Origin of the sequence: Cohnella sp. GCM10027633 (assembly GCF_042675445.1) — a bacterium.
Taxonomy (GTDB): domain Bacteria; phylum Bacillota; class Bacilli; order Paenibacillales; family Paenibacillaceae; genus Cohnella.
This window is the reverse complement of sequence record NZ_JBHTGV010000002.1, coordinates 997,398-1,011,521: the sequence shown is the minus strand read 5'-3', so window position 1 is coordinate 1,011,521 and position 14,124 is coordinate 997,398. Positions and strand designations below refer to the sequence as shown.

Genomic DNA, 14,124 nt, shown 5'->3' with positions numbered 1-14,124 from the left:
ATGTTTCCGTTCCGATCCAAAAGAAATCGTCCCAACGCCGATCTCGAGACCGTCGAATCGAGACGCAACGACCTCGCGAGCGAAGAGTTCCCGGAAGGTCCGTACGGCTCGGCCATGACCGCTCCGACGCTTGGCAAGAGCGCGCCTTGGGGCGAGGAACAGCAATCCGCGAACCCTTACGACTTCGAGAACGAAGCGCTTCATGCCGGCTTGGAACGGGATTATCCCGGCGAAGACGACTAGCTTCGCAGAGCAGAGCCGAACAGCAACGAATTGCTGATCTGCCTTCCCGGCACGGTCAGCAAGCGGCCTTTCGCGAATAGGCCGGATGACGCTCCTCCATCCAAGTTCATCCCTTGGACGGCGCCGAGCGCCTTCAGAATCTCGCCCAACTCCTTGATCGTCGCCTTGCCCGCGGTCACGATGACGACGCTGCCGTCCTTGCGGATGCCGATGCCGCTGCGGGCCGCCGGCGTCGTCAATATTTTGTCCTGCTTGAACCCCTCTTTCGCCGCGTCGTTATAGACTTTGCCGTCTTTCAGCACGCGCGGCCCCGCGCCGACGGCGGTCACGACGTCTCCCCAATCGATCGCGTTCCCGTTCATGTCCTGATACGCAAGCCGATAATGGATTCGCTTGCCGACTTCGAACTTGTTCCCGAGAGTTCTCTCTTCCGCGCCGTTCAGCACGACGACGAAGCCGTCCGTCGGAATCGCCGCGTTCTCGTCGTGCGCGATCCGCTTCACGACGCCGCCTTGGACGACGATCGCCGTGCCGTAAGCGAAGCCGATCCGGCTTCCGCGGGCCGGCGTGAACAGAATCGACGAATTGCCGTCGGGATTCGGCGTCCGGTTCACGAACGTCGCGTACCAATTGTTCGGATACGCGTAGCTCCCGTTCCCTCCGCCCTGCACTTTCACGCGCAGCGTGTCCATCTTCGCCTTGCCGTCCGCCGTGAACCCGATCGTCGTGCCGTAATGGCCGAGATGGATCGCTTCCCCGTTCTTGATCAGGTTGCCGAGCGGCTCCTGCGGATTATCCACGTCGTAAGCTTCGAAGAACGTGCCGTTCACGGCGACGTCCGCTCGGGCGCGGGCCGCGATCGACTTGAGCTCTTCGACTCGCCCGACCGCATTGCCGGCGACGCCGATATCGACCGGCATGCCCTTGGGCAGGAATACGGCTTGCACGCGGAACGTCGTCTTCCCGACCTTCACGCTGCGCAGCTCCGGCTTGGGAGCGAGCGCCGGCTTCGACGCCACCGCGTCGACGACTTCAACGTTCGCTTCGCACGTATAACCGTACCAGACGCCGGCGTCGTTCCGAGTCCAGCCCGTGGCGACCAACTTCGCGCTCCCCTTCGCCTGCGGGACGATGAGCCCGTCCTTCGTCACGGTCGCGACCTTCGCGTTGCCGCTTGCATACGCGCTATCGACGGGCGCATAGACGAGCCCCGCGAAATCGAAACGCTTGTTCAGCGGCACGCGCACCGCTTCCTTCGGACAGAGGAACGGAGACCCCGGCGCGGCGTTCGCGGCCGGCCGAGAGCCGGATCCGGAAGGAGACGACGCCCCGCCTGGTTGCGTCACGACCGGCGCCGTCGGAGTCGTCGGCGCGCTCGGACCCGGCACCGACGGCGCGTTGACGGCTGCCGAAGCTCCGCCGGATGCGAGCAGCCCGACGAGCAGCGTCATCGCAAGCGCGCGTCCGGCGGTATGGATGAATGTCTTGCTTGATTTCATTAGCGAAAAACCCCATCTCTCTCGAATAGTTTACTATTCGGTAGATGGGGTTCGATAGTTTAGAGGCGAAATTTCGAACACGGGCCAATCTGCGATCGAGCTCCGAGATTATACACGCTTTTTCGCTAACTCGATTCTTCTTCTACCCGCTACGATACCGCGATCACTTTGCCGACTTCCTTCACGAGGCTATTGAACTCGAGCTGCTCGAACAGCGCCGCGATCTTCGTCTGCTCCGGCCGCCATACGCATTCGTCCGGCGTGCACGTTACCGGCGCGTCGAGCAGGATCGTCGCCAGCTCGCGGCACAGGTGCAGCATCTCGACGTCCGCTTCGATCTTCGCTTTGACGCCCTTCGGCAGCAACGCCAGATTGTCGAGAATGCCCTCGATCGACGCATAGTCGTTCAACAGCTTCGTCGCCGTCTTCTCGCCGATGCCGCGAACGCCCGGATAATTGTCCGAAGTGTCGCCGATGAGGCCCTTCAAGTCGATGAACTGCTTCGCCGTCAGCTGCTTCTCCGCGAGCAACGTCGTCGGGTCGTATACCGCGTAGTTGGAAGGCCCCTTCTTCATGATGACGACCTTCACGCGCTCGTCCACGAGCTGCAGCATGTCGTGGTCGCCGGTCAGCACGTAGACGTCCATATGCGTGCTGAGCTGACGGGAAAGCGTGCCGATGCAGTCGTCCGCCTCGTAACCGACGATGCCGACGTTCGGGATGTCGAACCCGCTGACGACTTCCTTCACGAGGTCGAACTGGGGAATCAGATCCAAAGGCGCCTCCGGACGGTTCGCCTTGTAGCCCGCGAACTTATCCGTACGCAGCGTCTTGCTGCCCATGTCCCAACAGCAGACGACGTGCGTCGGTTTGAATTCCCGGCATGCGTCGAGCAGGTACTTCACGAAGCCGTACACCGCGTTCGTCGGCAAGCCGGCTTTGGTCTTGCGGATATATCCGCCGTACGCGTTCGCGTAGTAGCCGCGGAACAGCAGCGCCATTCCGTCGACCAGCATGACTCTATTCTCGTTATTGATCAACAATCGCGTCCGCTCCAATGCGAGATAATATTAGCGCTAATCTACCTTCTATTCTATCATCCGGACGGCCCCGCCTCTAGCCGCGGGATAGGAGAAGTTATTGGGAGCGCGCGCCTTGAAGGAACTCGCCGATCCGCCGCGACGCTTCCAGCAGCCGCTCTTCCGGCTCGACGAGCGCGAGGCGCACGTAGCCTTCGCCGCGCTCGCCGAAGGCGTTGCCCGGTATCGTCGCGACGCCGGTCGACTCCAGCAGCTCCCGCGAGAATGGCCTGGACGTCCAACCGGCCGGAACCGGCGCCCACAGGAACATCGTCGCCGAAGGCAGCGGCACGTCCCACCCGTACGAGCGAAGCGCGGCGACGAATGCGTCTCTCCGGCGTTCGTACAGCGCCGCGACCGGTCGCGGTTCGCGCATGTCTTGCTCCAGCGCCGCGATGCCGGCCTCCTGCGTGCCGAGGAAGACGCCGAAGTCGATCTGGTTCTTCAGCGCGCGAAGCGATGCCAGCACGTCCCGGTTGCCGACGGCGAATCCGATTCTCGTACCTGCCAGATGGAACGACTTGGACAACGAGTGGAACTCGATGGCCACGTCCGATGCGCCCGGCACTTCGAGCACGCTCGGCGGCCGCATGCCGTCGAAAGCCATCTCGCTGTACGCGTTGTCATGGACGAGCAATACGCCGTGCTTCCGCGCGGCGCGAACGGCCCGCTCGAAGAACGCCAAATCCGCCGTCGCGGACAGCGGATTGCTCGGATAGTTCAAGATCATGAACTTCGCGCGCGACCAGTCTTCGTCCGGTATCGCCTCGAAGTCCGGCAAGTATCCGTTCGCCGCGTCGAGAGGCAGCGGTATCGCCTCCACGCCGGCGACGGCCAGCCCCGCGCCGTATACCGGATAACCCGGATCCGGCAGCAGCGCGGCGTCGCCGGGATCCGTGATCGCCAGCGCCAAGTGCGCCAGACCGTCCTGCGTGCCCATGAGCGACACGATCTCGCTCGCCGGATCCAGCTCGACGCCGAACCGGTGCAGGAACCATTCCGCCACCTTCGCGCGGAACGGCAGCGTTCCTTCCGTACCCGGGTAGCTGTAATTGTCGGGCCGCATCGCCGCGTCGGCCAACACGCGGCGGATGCTCTCCGCCGGCGGCTGGTCCGGGCTGCCGATATCGAGGCTGATGACGTCCAAGCCCCGCTCCTTCGCTTCGCGCTTCCAGCCCGCAACCTCGGCGAAGATCGCCGAGCCGAGCCTGTCCAGCCGAGCCGAACGCGGCGACAGACGGGTCATCGCCCACCCCACGCCGCGCCGAAATCCGGCTCGCGGTGGCCGACCGTCACGCGGCTGCCGTCGCTGACGACCGGACGCTTGATCAGCATGCCGTTGGAGGCGAGCAGCGCGATTTTGTCCGATTCGGACATCGTCTTCATCTTGTCCTTCAGCCCGAGCTCGCGGTAGGCGTCTCCCGACGTATTGAACCATTTGCCGATCGGCAGTCCGCTGAGCGAGACGAGCTTGCTTAGCTCCTCCGCCGTCGGCGGCATCGCCCGGAGATCCTGATCGTCCACTTCATAGCCGTTCTGCTTCAATTGCTTGATCGCCAGCTTGCAAGTGCTGCAAGTCGGCAGGTGATATACCTTCAATGTGCTCATGCCCGCGATGTCTCCTCTCGAATGTGGCGCAGCTCCGCTTCGAGCCGCCGTAAATCTTCCGGAAGCGCCGCCGTAAGCCTCATCTCCTCGCCCGTGACCGGATGCGCGAAGCCGAGGCTGATCGCGTGCAGCGCCTGGCGCCCGATTACCCCCGACAGTCTAGCCGCCAGCGCCGTCCCGTTCCAGCGCTCCTCTGAATAATAGCCGTCCCCGATGAGCGGACTGCCGATCGACGTCATATGAACCCGAATCTGATGCGTTCTGCCCGTTCCTAGCTTAATGTCGAGGGCGCAAGCATCGTCTCCGTACGTTTCCGCTACCTCGTAATAAGTAAGCGCATGCTGCCCGTCCTCCCGCACGACCCGGCGATGAGGATCCTCCGTCTGCCGTCCGATGGGCTTGTCGACTTCGCCCTTCCTCTCGGGAGGATGACCGTAGGCGTATGCGCGATATTGCTTGTCCACTTTGTCCGCTATCATCTGCGCGGCCAGCTGTTGGTGCGCGAACTTATGCTTGGCGACGATGACGAGACCCGACGTATGCTCGTCTAGGCGGTTCACGGGCCGGAAGCGGACCCGCTCTCCGCGCGACTGCCAATAATGCACGATGCCGTTCGCCAGCGTATTCAGGTATCGTCCCGTCGTCGGATGCACGATGATGCCCGCCGGCTTGTTCGCGACGAGAAGGTGATCGTCCTCGAAGGCGATGTCGAGCGCCATCTCCTGCGGCATGATATCGTCGGAAGCCTCCGTCTCCATGCGCAGCTCGATCACGTCGCCCGCGGACACCCGATCGTACGGCAGCGCCTTCCGCCCGTTGACGGTCAAACCTTCCTCCGACGTCTTCAGTCGAACCATGAGCCGCCGGGATATGCCGATCCGCTTGCGCAGCACGTCGCGCAAGCCGCAGCCTTCGTCCGACGCATCGGCCACGAAGACGAGCGGCTTGTAGTAATCCCCGTTGTTTGTTCTCGATTCCGCCACTCTCTACGACCTCCGTCTGAACACGTTGGCGCCGCGTTCGTACTCGACGTCCTGCCGGCCCGACATCGCGTTCGCCGCGCGCGCTGCCGCGAACAGATAGTCGGACAGCCGGTTTAAGTATTTGACGACCGGCCGCGGGCACGGCTGCGCCGCCGCCATCTCGACCACGCGCCGCTCCGCGCGCCGGCACACGGTGCGGCAGACGTGAAGCGCCGCCGACTGCTCGCTGCCGCCGGGCAATATGAACCGGGCGATCGGCGGCGTCCCGTCTTCGTACGCGTCGATCCAGCGTTCGAGCTGCGTCGCCATCTCGTCCGTTACCTTCATCTTCTCCGGTTCGGGATTCGCGTAACTAAGATCGGAGCCGCAATCGAACAGTTCGTGCTGAATCGTCGTCAGCTGCGTCAGCAGCTCGTCCCACATACCGTCGTTCTCTCTCCCGATCAACGCCGCGGCTTGCCCGACGAACGCGTTCAACTCGTCGATCGTGCCGTACGCCTCCACGCGCGCATCGTCCTTGGACACCCGCGCGCCGATGACGGACGTCTTGCCTTCATCGCCCGTTCTTGTATAGATTCTCATCTTCGTAATCCTCCCGGTTCACCCGATAGCCTTTGACCTCGGTCGCGATGCCCGCGGTCAACCTGTACACGGCCCGGCTCCTCTCGGACAGCGCGCGAATCGCGCCGGCGAGCCGGAACGCGTACCATTGCGTCCATGCATCCATATGTAAGCCCGCCGCCGGCTCTTCAGCCACGACGATCAGTCTGCCCTGATACGACAGGAGTTCGTCCATGACTTCGCCGAACGCTTCCGCAACCTGCGATTCCAAGGCCGCGGCGTCCGCCGTCCGCGCTTCCCCGATCGCCCCGCGCAGCCAGCCGGACAGGCTGTCGACGACGAGCACGCGCCGGTCTGCCAGGAACGGATTCGACTCCCGGTTCACCGAACGCAGCTTCGCCGCGAGGGACGCGTCGGCTTCCGCATGCAACCATTGGAACGCGGAGCCCGAACGATCGGATGCCCGCGAGTCTAGCGTCCCGGCATCATCGCCGACGGGAGCCGGAAACGCCGCGCACCCCATGCGGATGCCTTCCTTGCCGACGCTCGCGGCCAACCGCCGCGCGAATTGCGTTTTCCCGCTTGCGATTCCTCCGGTAATGAGCCAGAGCATCACCCGTCCCCCTCCGCTTCCCCATTATTGTAACTATAGCACATTCGGCGAACCGAAAAAGAGATCCGGCGATTTCCGCCGGATCCCTAAGCGCCCTACGCGCGGGCGACATGCTTCATATATTCGTTGATCTTGTCGTCGAGCTCGCGGCTGATCTCCATGACGGGATCTGCGGTGAGGGACAGCTCTCTCATGAACGTATCCGCCATTCGCTGTCGCAACCGATCGATCTCCTCGGACAGTCTTCCGTCGTACTTTCTGGATCGTGACGCCGTTCCCAGAACGCTGCCGCCGGGATAGACGATCAGATGGGCTTCGGTGTTCGCTTGCGATAACATCGTTGGGTCTCTTTCCGCCGCATCCATGTTTTTACTCCCCTCGTTCGCGCAGGCTTGGAAAACAAACATGGTAAGTATAGCAGATAGACTATCGATTGAACACCCGATTTTGGAATGAAAGCGCGATTATTCCAATTTTCTTAAGAATGAGTAAATTCGTTCCATCGCCTCGTTCAATTGAGCCACCGAAGTCGCGTAGCAGCAACGAAGGAAGCCTTCGCCGCCTTTGCCGAACACGTGGCCGGGTACCGCCGCCACCTTCGCTTCGAGCACGAGGCGTTCGGCGAACTGCTCCGACGTCAAGCCCGTGGACTTGATCGACGGGAACGCGTAGAACGCGCCCTGCGGCTCGTGGCATTCGAGACCCATGTCCCGGAACCCTTGCACGACGAGCCTGCGACGTTGGTTGTACGATTCCATCATGCGATCCTTCTCTTCCAAGCCGCCCTTCGTGAGCGACTCCAGCGCCGCGACCTGGCCCATGATCGGCGCGCACATGACGGTATATTGGTGGATTCTGAGCATCGCCCCGATCAGATCGGGATGACCGCACGCGTAACCCATCCGCCAGCCCGTCATCGCGAACGCCTTGGAGAAGCCGCTGACGAGAATCGTCCTGTCTTTCATCCCCGGCAGCGATGCGAAGCTGACGTGCTTCTCCCCGGTGAACGTAAGCTCGGCGTAGATCTCGTCGGAGATGACGATCAGATCGTGCTCTTCGACGAGCTTCGCGATCGGCAGCAGCTCTTCGTACGACATGATCGCGCCAGTCGGGTTGCTCGGGTAGCAGAGCACGAGCACTTTGGACTTCGGCGTGATGGCGGCGCGCAAGCTCTCGGCCGTCAGCTTGAACGAATTCTCGGCGAACGTCTCGATGCCGACGTGGACGCCTCCGCCAAGCGTCGTAATCGGCGAATAAGATACGTAACAAGGCTCCGGAATCAGAATTTCATCGCCCGGCTCGATAAGCGCCCGAAGCGCGAGATCGATGCCTTCGCTGCCGCCGACCGTCACGAGAATCTCTTTCGCCGGATCGTATTTGACGTTAAACCCGGTTTGCAAATAGCCGGCGATCGCTTCGCGCAGCTCCGGCATGCCCGCGTTGGAAGTGTATTGCGTTTTCCCCTTTTCGAGCGCGTATACCGCGGCGTCCCTGACGCGCCAAGGCGTAACGAAATCCGGCTCGCCGACGCCGAGCGTGATAATGTCCTTATCTTTGCTCGCGCTGACTAAATCAAAGAATCGCCGGATGCCCGACGGAGGAATGGCGCGCGCGCTGGCGGCCAGGTGATGCTGCATGCCGCTCGCCGTCGGCCGTTCAACCTGGGTTTGCGGCTTTTCTTCGTTTTTTATCATGGGGATGACTTCCTTTTCGTTTAGACTGCCCGGTTAGGGCGATACCATCATGCGGTGATCGTCTTCGAGCTCTTCGAATACGATGCCGTCCTGCTTATATTTCTTGAGAATGAAGAACGTCTTGGTCGAAATGACCGATTCGATTGTCGACAGCTTGTTGGATACGAACGAGGCGACTTCCTTCAAATTCCGGCCCTCGATCTCGACGAGCAGGTCGAACGCGCCGGACATCAGGTACACCGACTTCACTTCCGGATACAAGTAGATGCGCTCCGCGATATTCTCGAAGCCGCGGCCCCGTTCCGGCGTGCACTCGACTTCGATAAGCGCGGTAACCGTATCGTCGCTTACCTTGCTCCAGTTCACGACCGTTGCGTATTTAACGATCACGTGGTCTTGTTCCATCTCCGCGATCGCGGCGGTGACTTCCGCTTCCGTCGCGCCCAGCATCGTTGCGATGGTGGTTGCGGACAATCGGGCGTCTTCCTTAAGCAGATCCAGGATGCTGAGTTTCAATTGATTCATCGCGATTCCCTCCACAGTGCGATCAAGAAGCAGCTCCCCCGGAGTCTGCGGTTGGTCGTCTTGAGTTACTCTCCATATTACATCACAAACAGGCCGGGTGAAAAGCGAAATCAAGCCCGATCCTCGAAAATTAACCGAAAAATCCCCGCAGCCGCGTCAAGCGCCGGTACGGGGATCGTGGATTCGAGCGAACGCCTAAACGCCGCGCTGCTGCTGGACGAATTGGTTCGTCTTCTGTTGCGTCTGCTGGTATTGCTTGTATTGCTTGTCGATCTCTTGGCGCAAGGCGGGAGAAGAGACGTTGTACATCTGTGCTTGGTTCATCGCGTTGAACAGGTCTCCCTGCTGCTTCAGCGTCGCGTCCAGCAGCTGCGTGAACAATTGCCGGATGACCGGACACACGGACTCGGTCGCCGCCGTCGCGTACTCGCGGGTAACCCGCTTCAGATCCGACAATATCGTGTAGGCCATATCCTGGTCGGGCAACAGCGCTTGCGGCTTCGTTAACGTTGCGGTTGCGTTCATGTAGCGATCATCCTCCCGTTATCAAGCTTGCGGCGCCGTCGGCGCGAGCGGCTGGTGCTGCTGCAACGCGCTCATCAGCTGCGCGTAATGCTGCGTATGAACGGAGATCATGTTGGCGATCGTTTGCTGCAATGCCGGAGTCGTTATGGTCGCTGCCGCGACGGCGCACTGCTTGATCAACAGATCCTCGTTGGACATCGAATCGGCGATATACTCCAGTTCCTTGGCGGTCAATGCTTGCATCGCTGCCCGAACCCCCTTCGTCTTCGTCGAACATCGACTATTGTCCCACCCGGAGATAACGTTTATAGCCGGTAACGATTAGAAAATATCCATGCTCAGGTACCGCTCTCCCGTATCCGGGGCGATACAGAGCACGCGCTTGCCAGGACCGAGCTTGCGGGCGATTCGAATCGCCGCCCATACGGAAGCGCCGGAGGACGGTCCTACGAGCAAGCCTTCCAGCCTCGCGAGGGCTCGCATCGTCTCAAGCGCGTCCTGATCGGTTACTTGAACGATCTCGTCGTAGACGGACGTATTCAGAATCGCCGGCACGAAGCCCGGGCTCGTCCCGACGAGCTTATGCGGACCGGGCTCGCCGCCGGAGAGCACCGGGGATCCCGCGGGCTCCACGACCGCTAAGTACAGTCCGGGCAGCTTCTCCTTCAGGGCTTCGCCCGTGCCCGTGATCGTGCCTCCCGTGCCCGCCGTCGCCACGAACGCGTCGAGCCGGCCCCCGGTCTGCTCGATAATCTCGGGCGCCGTCGTTACGCGGTGAATATCCGGGTTCGCCGGATTGTCGAATTGATTCGGCATATAGCTGTTCGGAATGTCCGCCAGCAGCTCCCGAGCCTTCGCGATCGCGCCCGGCATCCGTTCGGCCGCCGGCGTCAGCACGACTTCGGCGCCGTACGCGCGCAGCAGCGAGATCCGTTCCGCCGTCATGTTGTCCGGCATGACCAGGACGAGGCGGTAGCCTCTCGCCGCCGCGTTCATCGCCAGCCCGATGCCCGTATTGCCGCTCGTCGGCTCGATGATGACGCTGCCCGGGGCGATCAATCCTCTCGCTTCCGCGTCGTTGACGAGACCGAGGGCGGCGCGATCCTTCACGCTGCCGCTCGGATTCATTTTCTCCAGCTTCACGAGCACTTCCGCTTCGTCCGGTCCGGTCAAACGCTTGAGCGCGACGGCCGGCGTATCACCGATGAGCTCCGTAATCGATCGTACCATTCTCGCCATGCCGTTACCCTTGCCCGCCGGACTCCGCGTCCGGCTCTCCGAAGCCCCGCATCATCTGCTCGCGGCCGTTCTCGGATAGCTGCGTCTGCGTCGCGAAGCATGCCGGGCATACGTACAGCGTCAAGGCGAACGGAGCTTCGAGTATCGGCTTGCCCAGCGATTGCGGAACGCGCGAGCGGAATTGATCCGCGGGGACGGTCTGTTCTCCCGCCTCGAGCATGTATTCCCGGCAATTCGGACATTCGGGCACGAACTCCTGCTCGTCGAGGAGGCGCTCGGTCTTCTCGTCCAGCAGCAAGCCTTCCGGTCCGCTCTCCCGGAACGATAAGGCTTCTCCCCATTCGTCGTCTTCCTCTTCGTCGTCTTCGTCATCATCGTCGCCCGGGTCCGCATGCCGTTGGGCGACTTGGCGTTCCTCTTCTTCCTCTTCGTCTTCGCCTATATCGACTCTCAGCGTACGATACCCGTCAAGCTCGTTATCGCAGACGGGACAATATTTTTCCGGTTCTTGGCCTTCCTCTACCGGTATTTCGCTCTGGCACCATGGACATAGCGTGACCGCCATAAGTCCTTCGCTCCCCTCAATCGATATTGACCCAATAGATGACTCCGATCGCGATGAACAACAGCGCGAACGCGAGCAGCGTTCCCCATAAGTACTTCATGACTTTGACTTCCCCCGATTACGTCACGGCAGCGCCGATAATATAAGATAACGATACCGACAGCACCATCGCCAGCAAGCCGACCGCCCGGTTGTCCTTCGCGATTTCCTCGTCGATCCGGAATACCGGCGTGAGGAATTCGAATAAGAAGTACGCGGCTAGCAGCAGCACGAATCCGACCGCCGCCCACACCATGCTCTCGTAGATCGAATCGTTCGCTTCGATGGAGAAGCGGAAGATGTTGCATATACCGAATATTTTACCTCCCGTCGCCATTGCCGCGGCAACGTTTCCTTTGCGAATCTCGTCCCAGCCGTCGTACTTGGTCACCCATTCGAAAATGGACAAGAACACGATCAGCGCCAATATTCCGACCGAGAAGTACGCGAGCACCGCCGAAAAAGGGTGCGACATCATCTCGTCGACGACTCCCTGCATGCAACGTCACTCTCCCGTCAATGGAGTTCTGCCACGGTGACTCCCGCTCCGCCCTCGCCGAAGTTGCCGAGCCGGTAGCTCTTGACATGCTTGTGCCGGCGCAAAAACTCTTGAATGCCGGTACGAAGCGCGCCGGTTCCTTTGCCATGAATCACGTATACTTGGCCGAGATTGGACAGGAACGCTTCGTCGAGGAACCGATCGACTTCCATGATCGCTTCGTCGAGCGTCGTTCCGCGCAAGTCGAGCTCGGTCCGGATGTTCTCGTCTCTCGTGCGCTTCACGACCGTCGCCTGCGCGACCTTGTTGGCCTTCGATGCATTCTGCTGGCGTACCGGTTCGAGATCCGCCAGCGCCACCTTCATCTTCATGATGCCGAGCTGGACGAACGCGTCCGCGTTGCCGGACAATTCGACGACATGGCCGCGCTGGCCGCCCAAGCTGAGCACCTTCACTTCGTCGCCAGCTCCGATCTTCGCCGGTTTGCCGCCCGCGGCAGCTCGCGCTTCCCTTGCCGCCGGCGCGGGAACGGCGTCCTCCAGCCGCTTGCGCGCCTCGATGAGCTTATGCTCCTTGACCGACGCTCCTTCGTCCAGCGCCAGCTTGCGCAGATCGGAAATAATGTCCTCGGCTTCCCGCTTCGCCTTGGCGACCGAGAGCCGCGCCTGCTCGCGGGCTTCTTCCAACAGCTTCGCCTTCTGCTCCTGGAATTTCTGCCGCTCCTCTTCGATTTGCGACTGCAGCTTCTCCACGTCCCGGCGCAACCTCTCCGCCAGTTGACGCTCCGATTCCGCCGTGCGGCGATCCCTCTCGAGGGAGGCGATCATCGTATCGACCTTCAGCTCGTCCTCGCTTACTTCGCCCCGCGCATGCTCGATGATCGTCATCGGCAAGCCGAGCCGCTCGGCGATCGCGAACGCGTTGCTTCGTCCCGGAACGCCGACGAGCAGCCTGTACGTCGGCCGCAGCGTCGCCACGTCGAATTCCATGCTCGCGTTGATGATGCCTTCCCGGTTATAGGCGTAAGCCTTCAGCTCGCTATAGTGCGTCGTCGCGATCATGCGGCATCCGATACGATGCAGATGCTCCAGAATGGCGATCGCTAGAGCCGAGCCTTCCGCGGGATCGGTGCCGGCGCCGAGCTCGTCGAGCAGCACCAGGCTGCGGGACGTCACTTGGTCGAGCATCGAGATCAGATTCGTCATATGGCTGGAGAAGGTGCTTAAGTTCTGTTCGATGCTCTGCTCGTCGCCGATATCGGCGTAGATGCCGTCGAATACGCATAGACGGCTGCCGTCGTCCGCCGGGACGAACAAACCCGACATCGCCATCAGGCTAAGCAGACCGACCGTCTTCAGCGACACCGTCTTGCCCCCGGTGTTCGGTCCGGTCACGATGATCGCGGAGAAGTCGTCGCCGAGCTCGAGCTCGATCGGCACCACTTGCTTCCCGTCGATGAGCGGATGGCGGGCTTTGCGGAGATACAGGCGGCCTTCGTCGTTCACCGACGGGCGCGTCGCGAGCATCGTATGGGCGAGCGAAGCTTTGGCGAATATAAAGTCGATCTGCCCGACCAGCTCCACGTCGCCCGTCAGCAGGTCGGCGCGTTCGCCCGTCGCTTCCGTCAACCGCCGCAGGATGCGCTCGACTTCCTGCTGCTCCTTGAGCGTCAGCTCCCGCAGCTTGTTATTCATCTGCACGACGGCTTCCGGTTCGATGAACAGCGTCGCTCCGCTTCCGGATTGGTCGTGCACGATGCCGCCGAAGTGGGCGCGGTATTCTTGCTTGACCGGAATGACGTAGCGGTCGTTGCGCTGCGTGATGAGCGCGTCCTGCAGCATCTTCTGTACCGAGCTCGAACGAATGAGGCTTTCCAGCTTCTCTCTCGCCCGCCCCGCGTTGATCCGAATATCCCGGCGAACCGAAGCAAGCTCCGGACTCGCCGAATCCATCACGTCGCCTTGCTCGTCGATGCAGCGGCGGATATCGTCCTCGAGCGGCTTGAAGTCGGTCAGCGGCTCGCGCAAGTCGGTCAGCAGCGGAAGGTTCAATTCCTCGTCCGCCGCCGCTATGAACTTGTTCAGTCTTCTCGAGCCCATGATGAACTGAGCGACTTCCATCAGCTCGGAAGGCTGCAGCATGCCGCTCAGCTTGGCGCGGCGAAGCGAAGCCCGAACGTCGGTTATGCCGCCGAACGGCGGAGAGCCCTTCAAGCTCATCGCCTTCGATGCTTCGTCCGTCGAGGCCAGCCGCCGCTCGACCACCCTTAGTTCCTGCGACGGATACAGCTTCTCCGCCTCGTCCCTGCCCAAGCTCGTCGCGGTAACCGCCATCAGCCGCTGAACGATTTTGTCGTATTCCAATGTATGTAATGCCTTGGCGTTCACGGCATCGTCATCTCCTTCTTATCCTCTACGTTCCCTATTATAGCCGAACGGACAACGCTTGCGAA

Annotated in this window: 17 protein-coding genes; 1 reads left to right on the top strand and 16 read right to left on the bottom strand. The window is 61.4% G+C overall.

Annotated features, from left to right (window positions below; all coding sequences use genetic code 11):
* A complete protein-coding gene (locus tag ACFQZG_RS08780) occupies window positions 1-243 on the top strand; it encodes a hypothetical protein (RefSeq protein WP_378151459.1) in 243 nt (80 codons plus the stop codon).
* On the opposite strand, the gene ACFQZG_RS08775 is transcribed toward ACFQZG_RS08780, so the two are convergent.
* The 16 genes from ACFQZG_RS08775 to ACFQZG_RS08700 all read right to left on the bottom strand — a co-directional run bounded on the left by ACFQZG_RS08775 (window position 240) and on the right by ACFQZG_RS08700 (window position 14,059).
* Window positions 240-1,742 carry a phosphodiester glycosidase family protein gene (locus ACFQZG_RS08775; RefSeq protein WP_378151457.1) on the bottom strand — a complete coding sequence of 501 codons (1,503 nt, stop codon included), beginning with the start codon at window positions 1,740-1,742 and terminating at the stop codon, window positions 240-242. The genes ACFQZG_RS08780 and ACFQZG_RS08775 overlap by 4 nt on opposite strands.
* Window positions 1,743-1,891: 149 nt before the next feature.
* Complete coding sequence (locus tag ACFQZG_RS08770) at window positions 1,892-2,782, bottom strand: 5'-3' exonuclease (protein ID WP_378151610.1); 891 nt, start codon at window positions 2,780-2,782, stop codon at window positions 1,892-1,894.
* Between the two features lie 97 nt (window positions 2,783-2,879).
* On the bottom strand, window positions 2,880-4,067 hold the full coding sequence (locus ACFQZG_RS08765; RefSeq protein WP_378151455.1) for an aminotransferase class I/II-fold pyridoxal phosphate-dependent enzyme: 1,188 nt from the start codon (window positions 4,065-4,067) through the stop codon (window positions 2,880-2,882).
* Complete coding sequence (locus ACFQZG_RS08760) at window positions 4,064-4,429, bottom strand: Spx/MgsR family RNA polymerase-binding regulatory protein (protein ID WP_378151453.1); 366 nt, start codon at window positions 4,427-4,429, stop codon at window positions 4,064-4,066. The genes ACFQZG_RS08765 and ACFQZG_RS08760 overlap by 4 nt, the downstream gene beginning before the upstream one ends.
* Window positions 4,426-5,412: an RluA family pseudouridine synthase gene (locus ACFQZG_RS08755; RefSeq protein WP_378151451.1), complete on the bottom strand. Its 987-nt coding sequence runs from the start codon at window positions 5,410-5,412 to the stop codon at window positions 4,426-4,428. Before ACFQZG_RS08755 ends, ACFQZG_RS08760 begins: the two co-directional genes overlap by 4 nt.
* Before the next feature lie 3 nt (window positions 5,413-5,415).
* A complete protein-coding gene (locus ACFQZG_RS08750; RefSeq protein WP_378151449.1) occupies window positions 5,416-5,994 on the bottom strand; it encodes a cob(I)yrinic acid a,c-diamide adenosyltransferase in 579 nt (192 codons plus the stop codon).
* Window positions 5,966-6,586, bottom strand: coding sequence for a bifunctional adenosylcobinamide kinase/adenosylcobinamide-phosphate guanylyltransferase (locus ACFQZG_RS08745; protein ID WP_378151447.1), 621 nt, complete (start codon window positions 6,584-6,586; stop codon window positions 5,966-5,968). Before ACFQZG_RS08745 ends, ACFQZG_RS08750 begins: the two co-directional genes overlap by 29 nt.
* Window positions 6,587-6,681: 95 nt before the next feature.
* Complete coding sequence (locus tag ACFQZG_RS08740) at window positions 6,682-6,924, bottom strand: Spo0E family sporulation regulatory protein-aspartic acid phosphatase (RefSeq protein WP_378151445.1); 243 nt, start codon at window positions 6,922-6,924, stop codon at window positions 6,682-6,684.
* Window positions 6,925-7,050: 126 nt separating this feature from the next.
* On the bottom strand, window positions 7,051-8,280 hold the full coding sequence (locus ACFQZG_RS08735; RefSeq protein WP_378151443.1) for an aminotransferase class I/II-fold pyridoxal phosphate-dependent enzyme: 1,230 nt from the start codon (window positions 8,278-8,280) through the stop codon (window positions 7,051-7,053).
* Between the two features lie 33 nt (window positions 8,281-8,313).
* Entirely contained in the window at window positions 8,314-8,805 is a 492-nt protein-coding gene (locus ACFQZG_RS08730) for an Lrp/AsnC family transcriptional regulator (protein WP_378151441.1), read from the bottom strand.
* A 195-nt stretch (window positions 8,806-9,000) separates the two neighbouring features.
* Window positions 9,001-9,330, bottom strand: coding sequence for a spore coat protein (locus ACFQZG_RS08725; RefSeq protein WP_378151439.1), 330 nt, complete (start codon window positions 9,328-9,330; stop codon window positions 9,001-9,003).
* Window positions 9,331-9,351: 21 nt separating this feature from the next.
* The gene (locus ACFQZG_RS08720; protein WP_378151437.1) at window positions 9,352-9,573 is read right to left on the bottom strand and encodes a hypothetical protein; all 222 of its coding nucleotides are present in this window, start codon (window positions 9,571-9,573) and stop codon (window positions 9,352-9,354) included.
* Window positions 9,574-9,651: 78 nt separating this feature from the next.
* Window positions 9,652-10,569 (bottom strand): cysteine synthase A, encoded by a 918-nt coding sequence (cysK, locus tag ACFQZG_RS08715; protein ID WP_378151435.1) that lies wholly within the window; start codon window positions 10,567-10,569, stop codon window positions 9,652-9,654.
* A gap of 4 nt (window positions 10,570-10,573) precedes the next feature.
* Complete coding sequence (locus tag ACFQZG_RS08710; protein ID WP_378151433.1) at window positions 10,574-11,134, bottom strand: hypothetical protein; 561 nt, start codon at window positions 11,132-11,134, stop codon at window positions 10,574-10,576.
* Window positions 11,135-11,252: 118 nt separating this feature from the next.
* On the bottom strand, window positions 11,253-11,672 hold the full coding sequence (locus tag ACFQZG_RS08705) for a DUF350 domain-containing protein (protein WP_378151431.1): 420 nt from the start codon (window positions 11,670-11,672) through the stop codon (window positions 11,253-11,255).
* Between the two features lie 17 nt (window positions 11,673-11,689).
* A complete protein-coding gene (locus ACFQZG_RS08700) occupies window positions 11,690-14,059 on the bottom strand; it encodes an endonuclease MutS2 (protein WP_378151429.1) in 2,370 nt (789 codons plus the stop codon).
* Window positions 14,060-14,124: the final 65 nt, after the last annotated feature.

Excerpts from the sequence above, each read along its gene's own strand:
- ACFQZG_RS08780 (WP_378151459.1), top strand. The coding sequence starts at position 1 with ATGTTTCCGTTCCGATCCAAAAGAAATCGTCCCAACGCCGATCTCGAG.
- ACFQZG_RS08775 (WP_378151457.1), bottom strand. The coding sequence starts at position 1,742 with ATGAAATCAAGCAAGACATTCATCCATACCGCCGGACGCGCGCTTGCG.
- ACFQZG_RS08765 (WP_378151455.1), bottom strand. The coding sequence starts at position 4,067 with ATGACCCGTCTGTCGCCGCGTTCGGCTCGGCTGGACAGGCTCGGCTCG.
- ACFQZG_RS08760 (WP_378151453.1), bottom strand. The coding sequence starts at position 4,429 with ATGAGCACATTGAAGGTATATCACCTGCCGACTTGCAGCACTTGCAAG.
- ACFQZG_RS08750 (WP_378151449.1), bottom strand. The coding sequence starts at position 5,994 with ATGAGAATCTATACAAGAACGGGCGATGAAGGCAAGACGTCCGTCATC.
- ACFQZG_RS08745 (WP_378151447.1), bottom strand. The coding sequence starts at position 6,586 with ATGCTCTGGCTCATTACCGGAGGAATCGCAAGCGGGAAAACGCAATTC.
- ACFQZG_RS08740 (WP_378151445.1), bottom strand. The coding sequence starts at position 6,924 with ATGTTATCGCAAGCGAACACCGAAGCCCATCTGATCGTCTATCCCGGC.
- ACFQZG_RS08735 (WP_378151443.1), bottom strand. The coding sequence starts at position 8,280 with ATGATAAAAAACGAAGAAAAGCCGCAAACCCAGGTTGAACGGCCGACG.
- ACFQZG_RS08730 (WP_378151441.1), bottom strand. The coding sequence starts at position 8,805 with ATGAATCAATTGAAACTCAGCATCCTGGATCTGCTTAAGGAAGACGCC.
- ACFQZG_RS08725 (WP_378151439.1), bottom strand. The coding sequence starts at position 9,330 with ATGAACGCAACCGCAACGTTAACGAAGCCGCAAGCGCTGTTGCCCGAC.
- ACFQZG_RS08720 (WP_378151437.1), bottom strand. The coding sequence starts at position 9,573 with ATGCAAGCATTGACCGCCAAGGAACTGGAGTATATCGCCGATTCGATG.
- cysK (WP_378151435.1), bottom strand. The coding sequence starts at position 10,569 with ATGGCGAGAATGGTACGATCGATTACGGAGCTCATCGGTGATACGCCG.
- ACFQZG_RS08710 (WP_378151433.1), bottom strand. The coding sequence starts at position 11,134 with ATGGCGGTCACGCTATGTCCATGGTGCCAGAGCGAAATACCGGTAGAG.
- ACFQZG_RS08705 (WP_378151431.1), bottom strand. The coding sequence starts at position 11,672 with ATGCAGGGAGTCGTCGACGAGATGATGTCGCACCCTTTTTCGGCGGTG.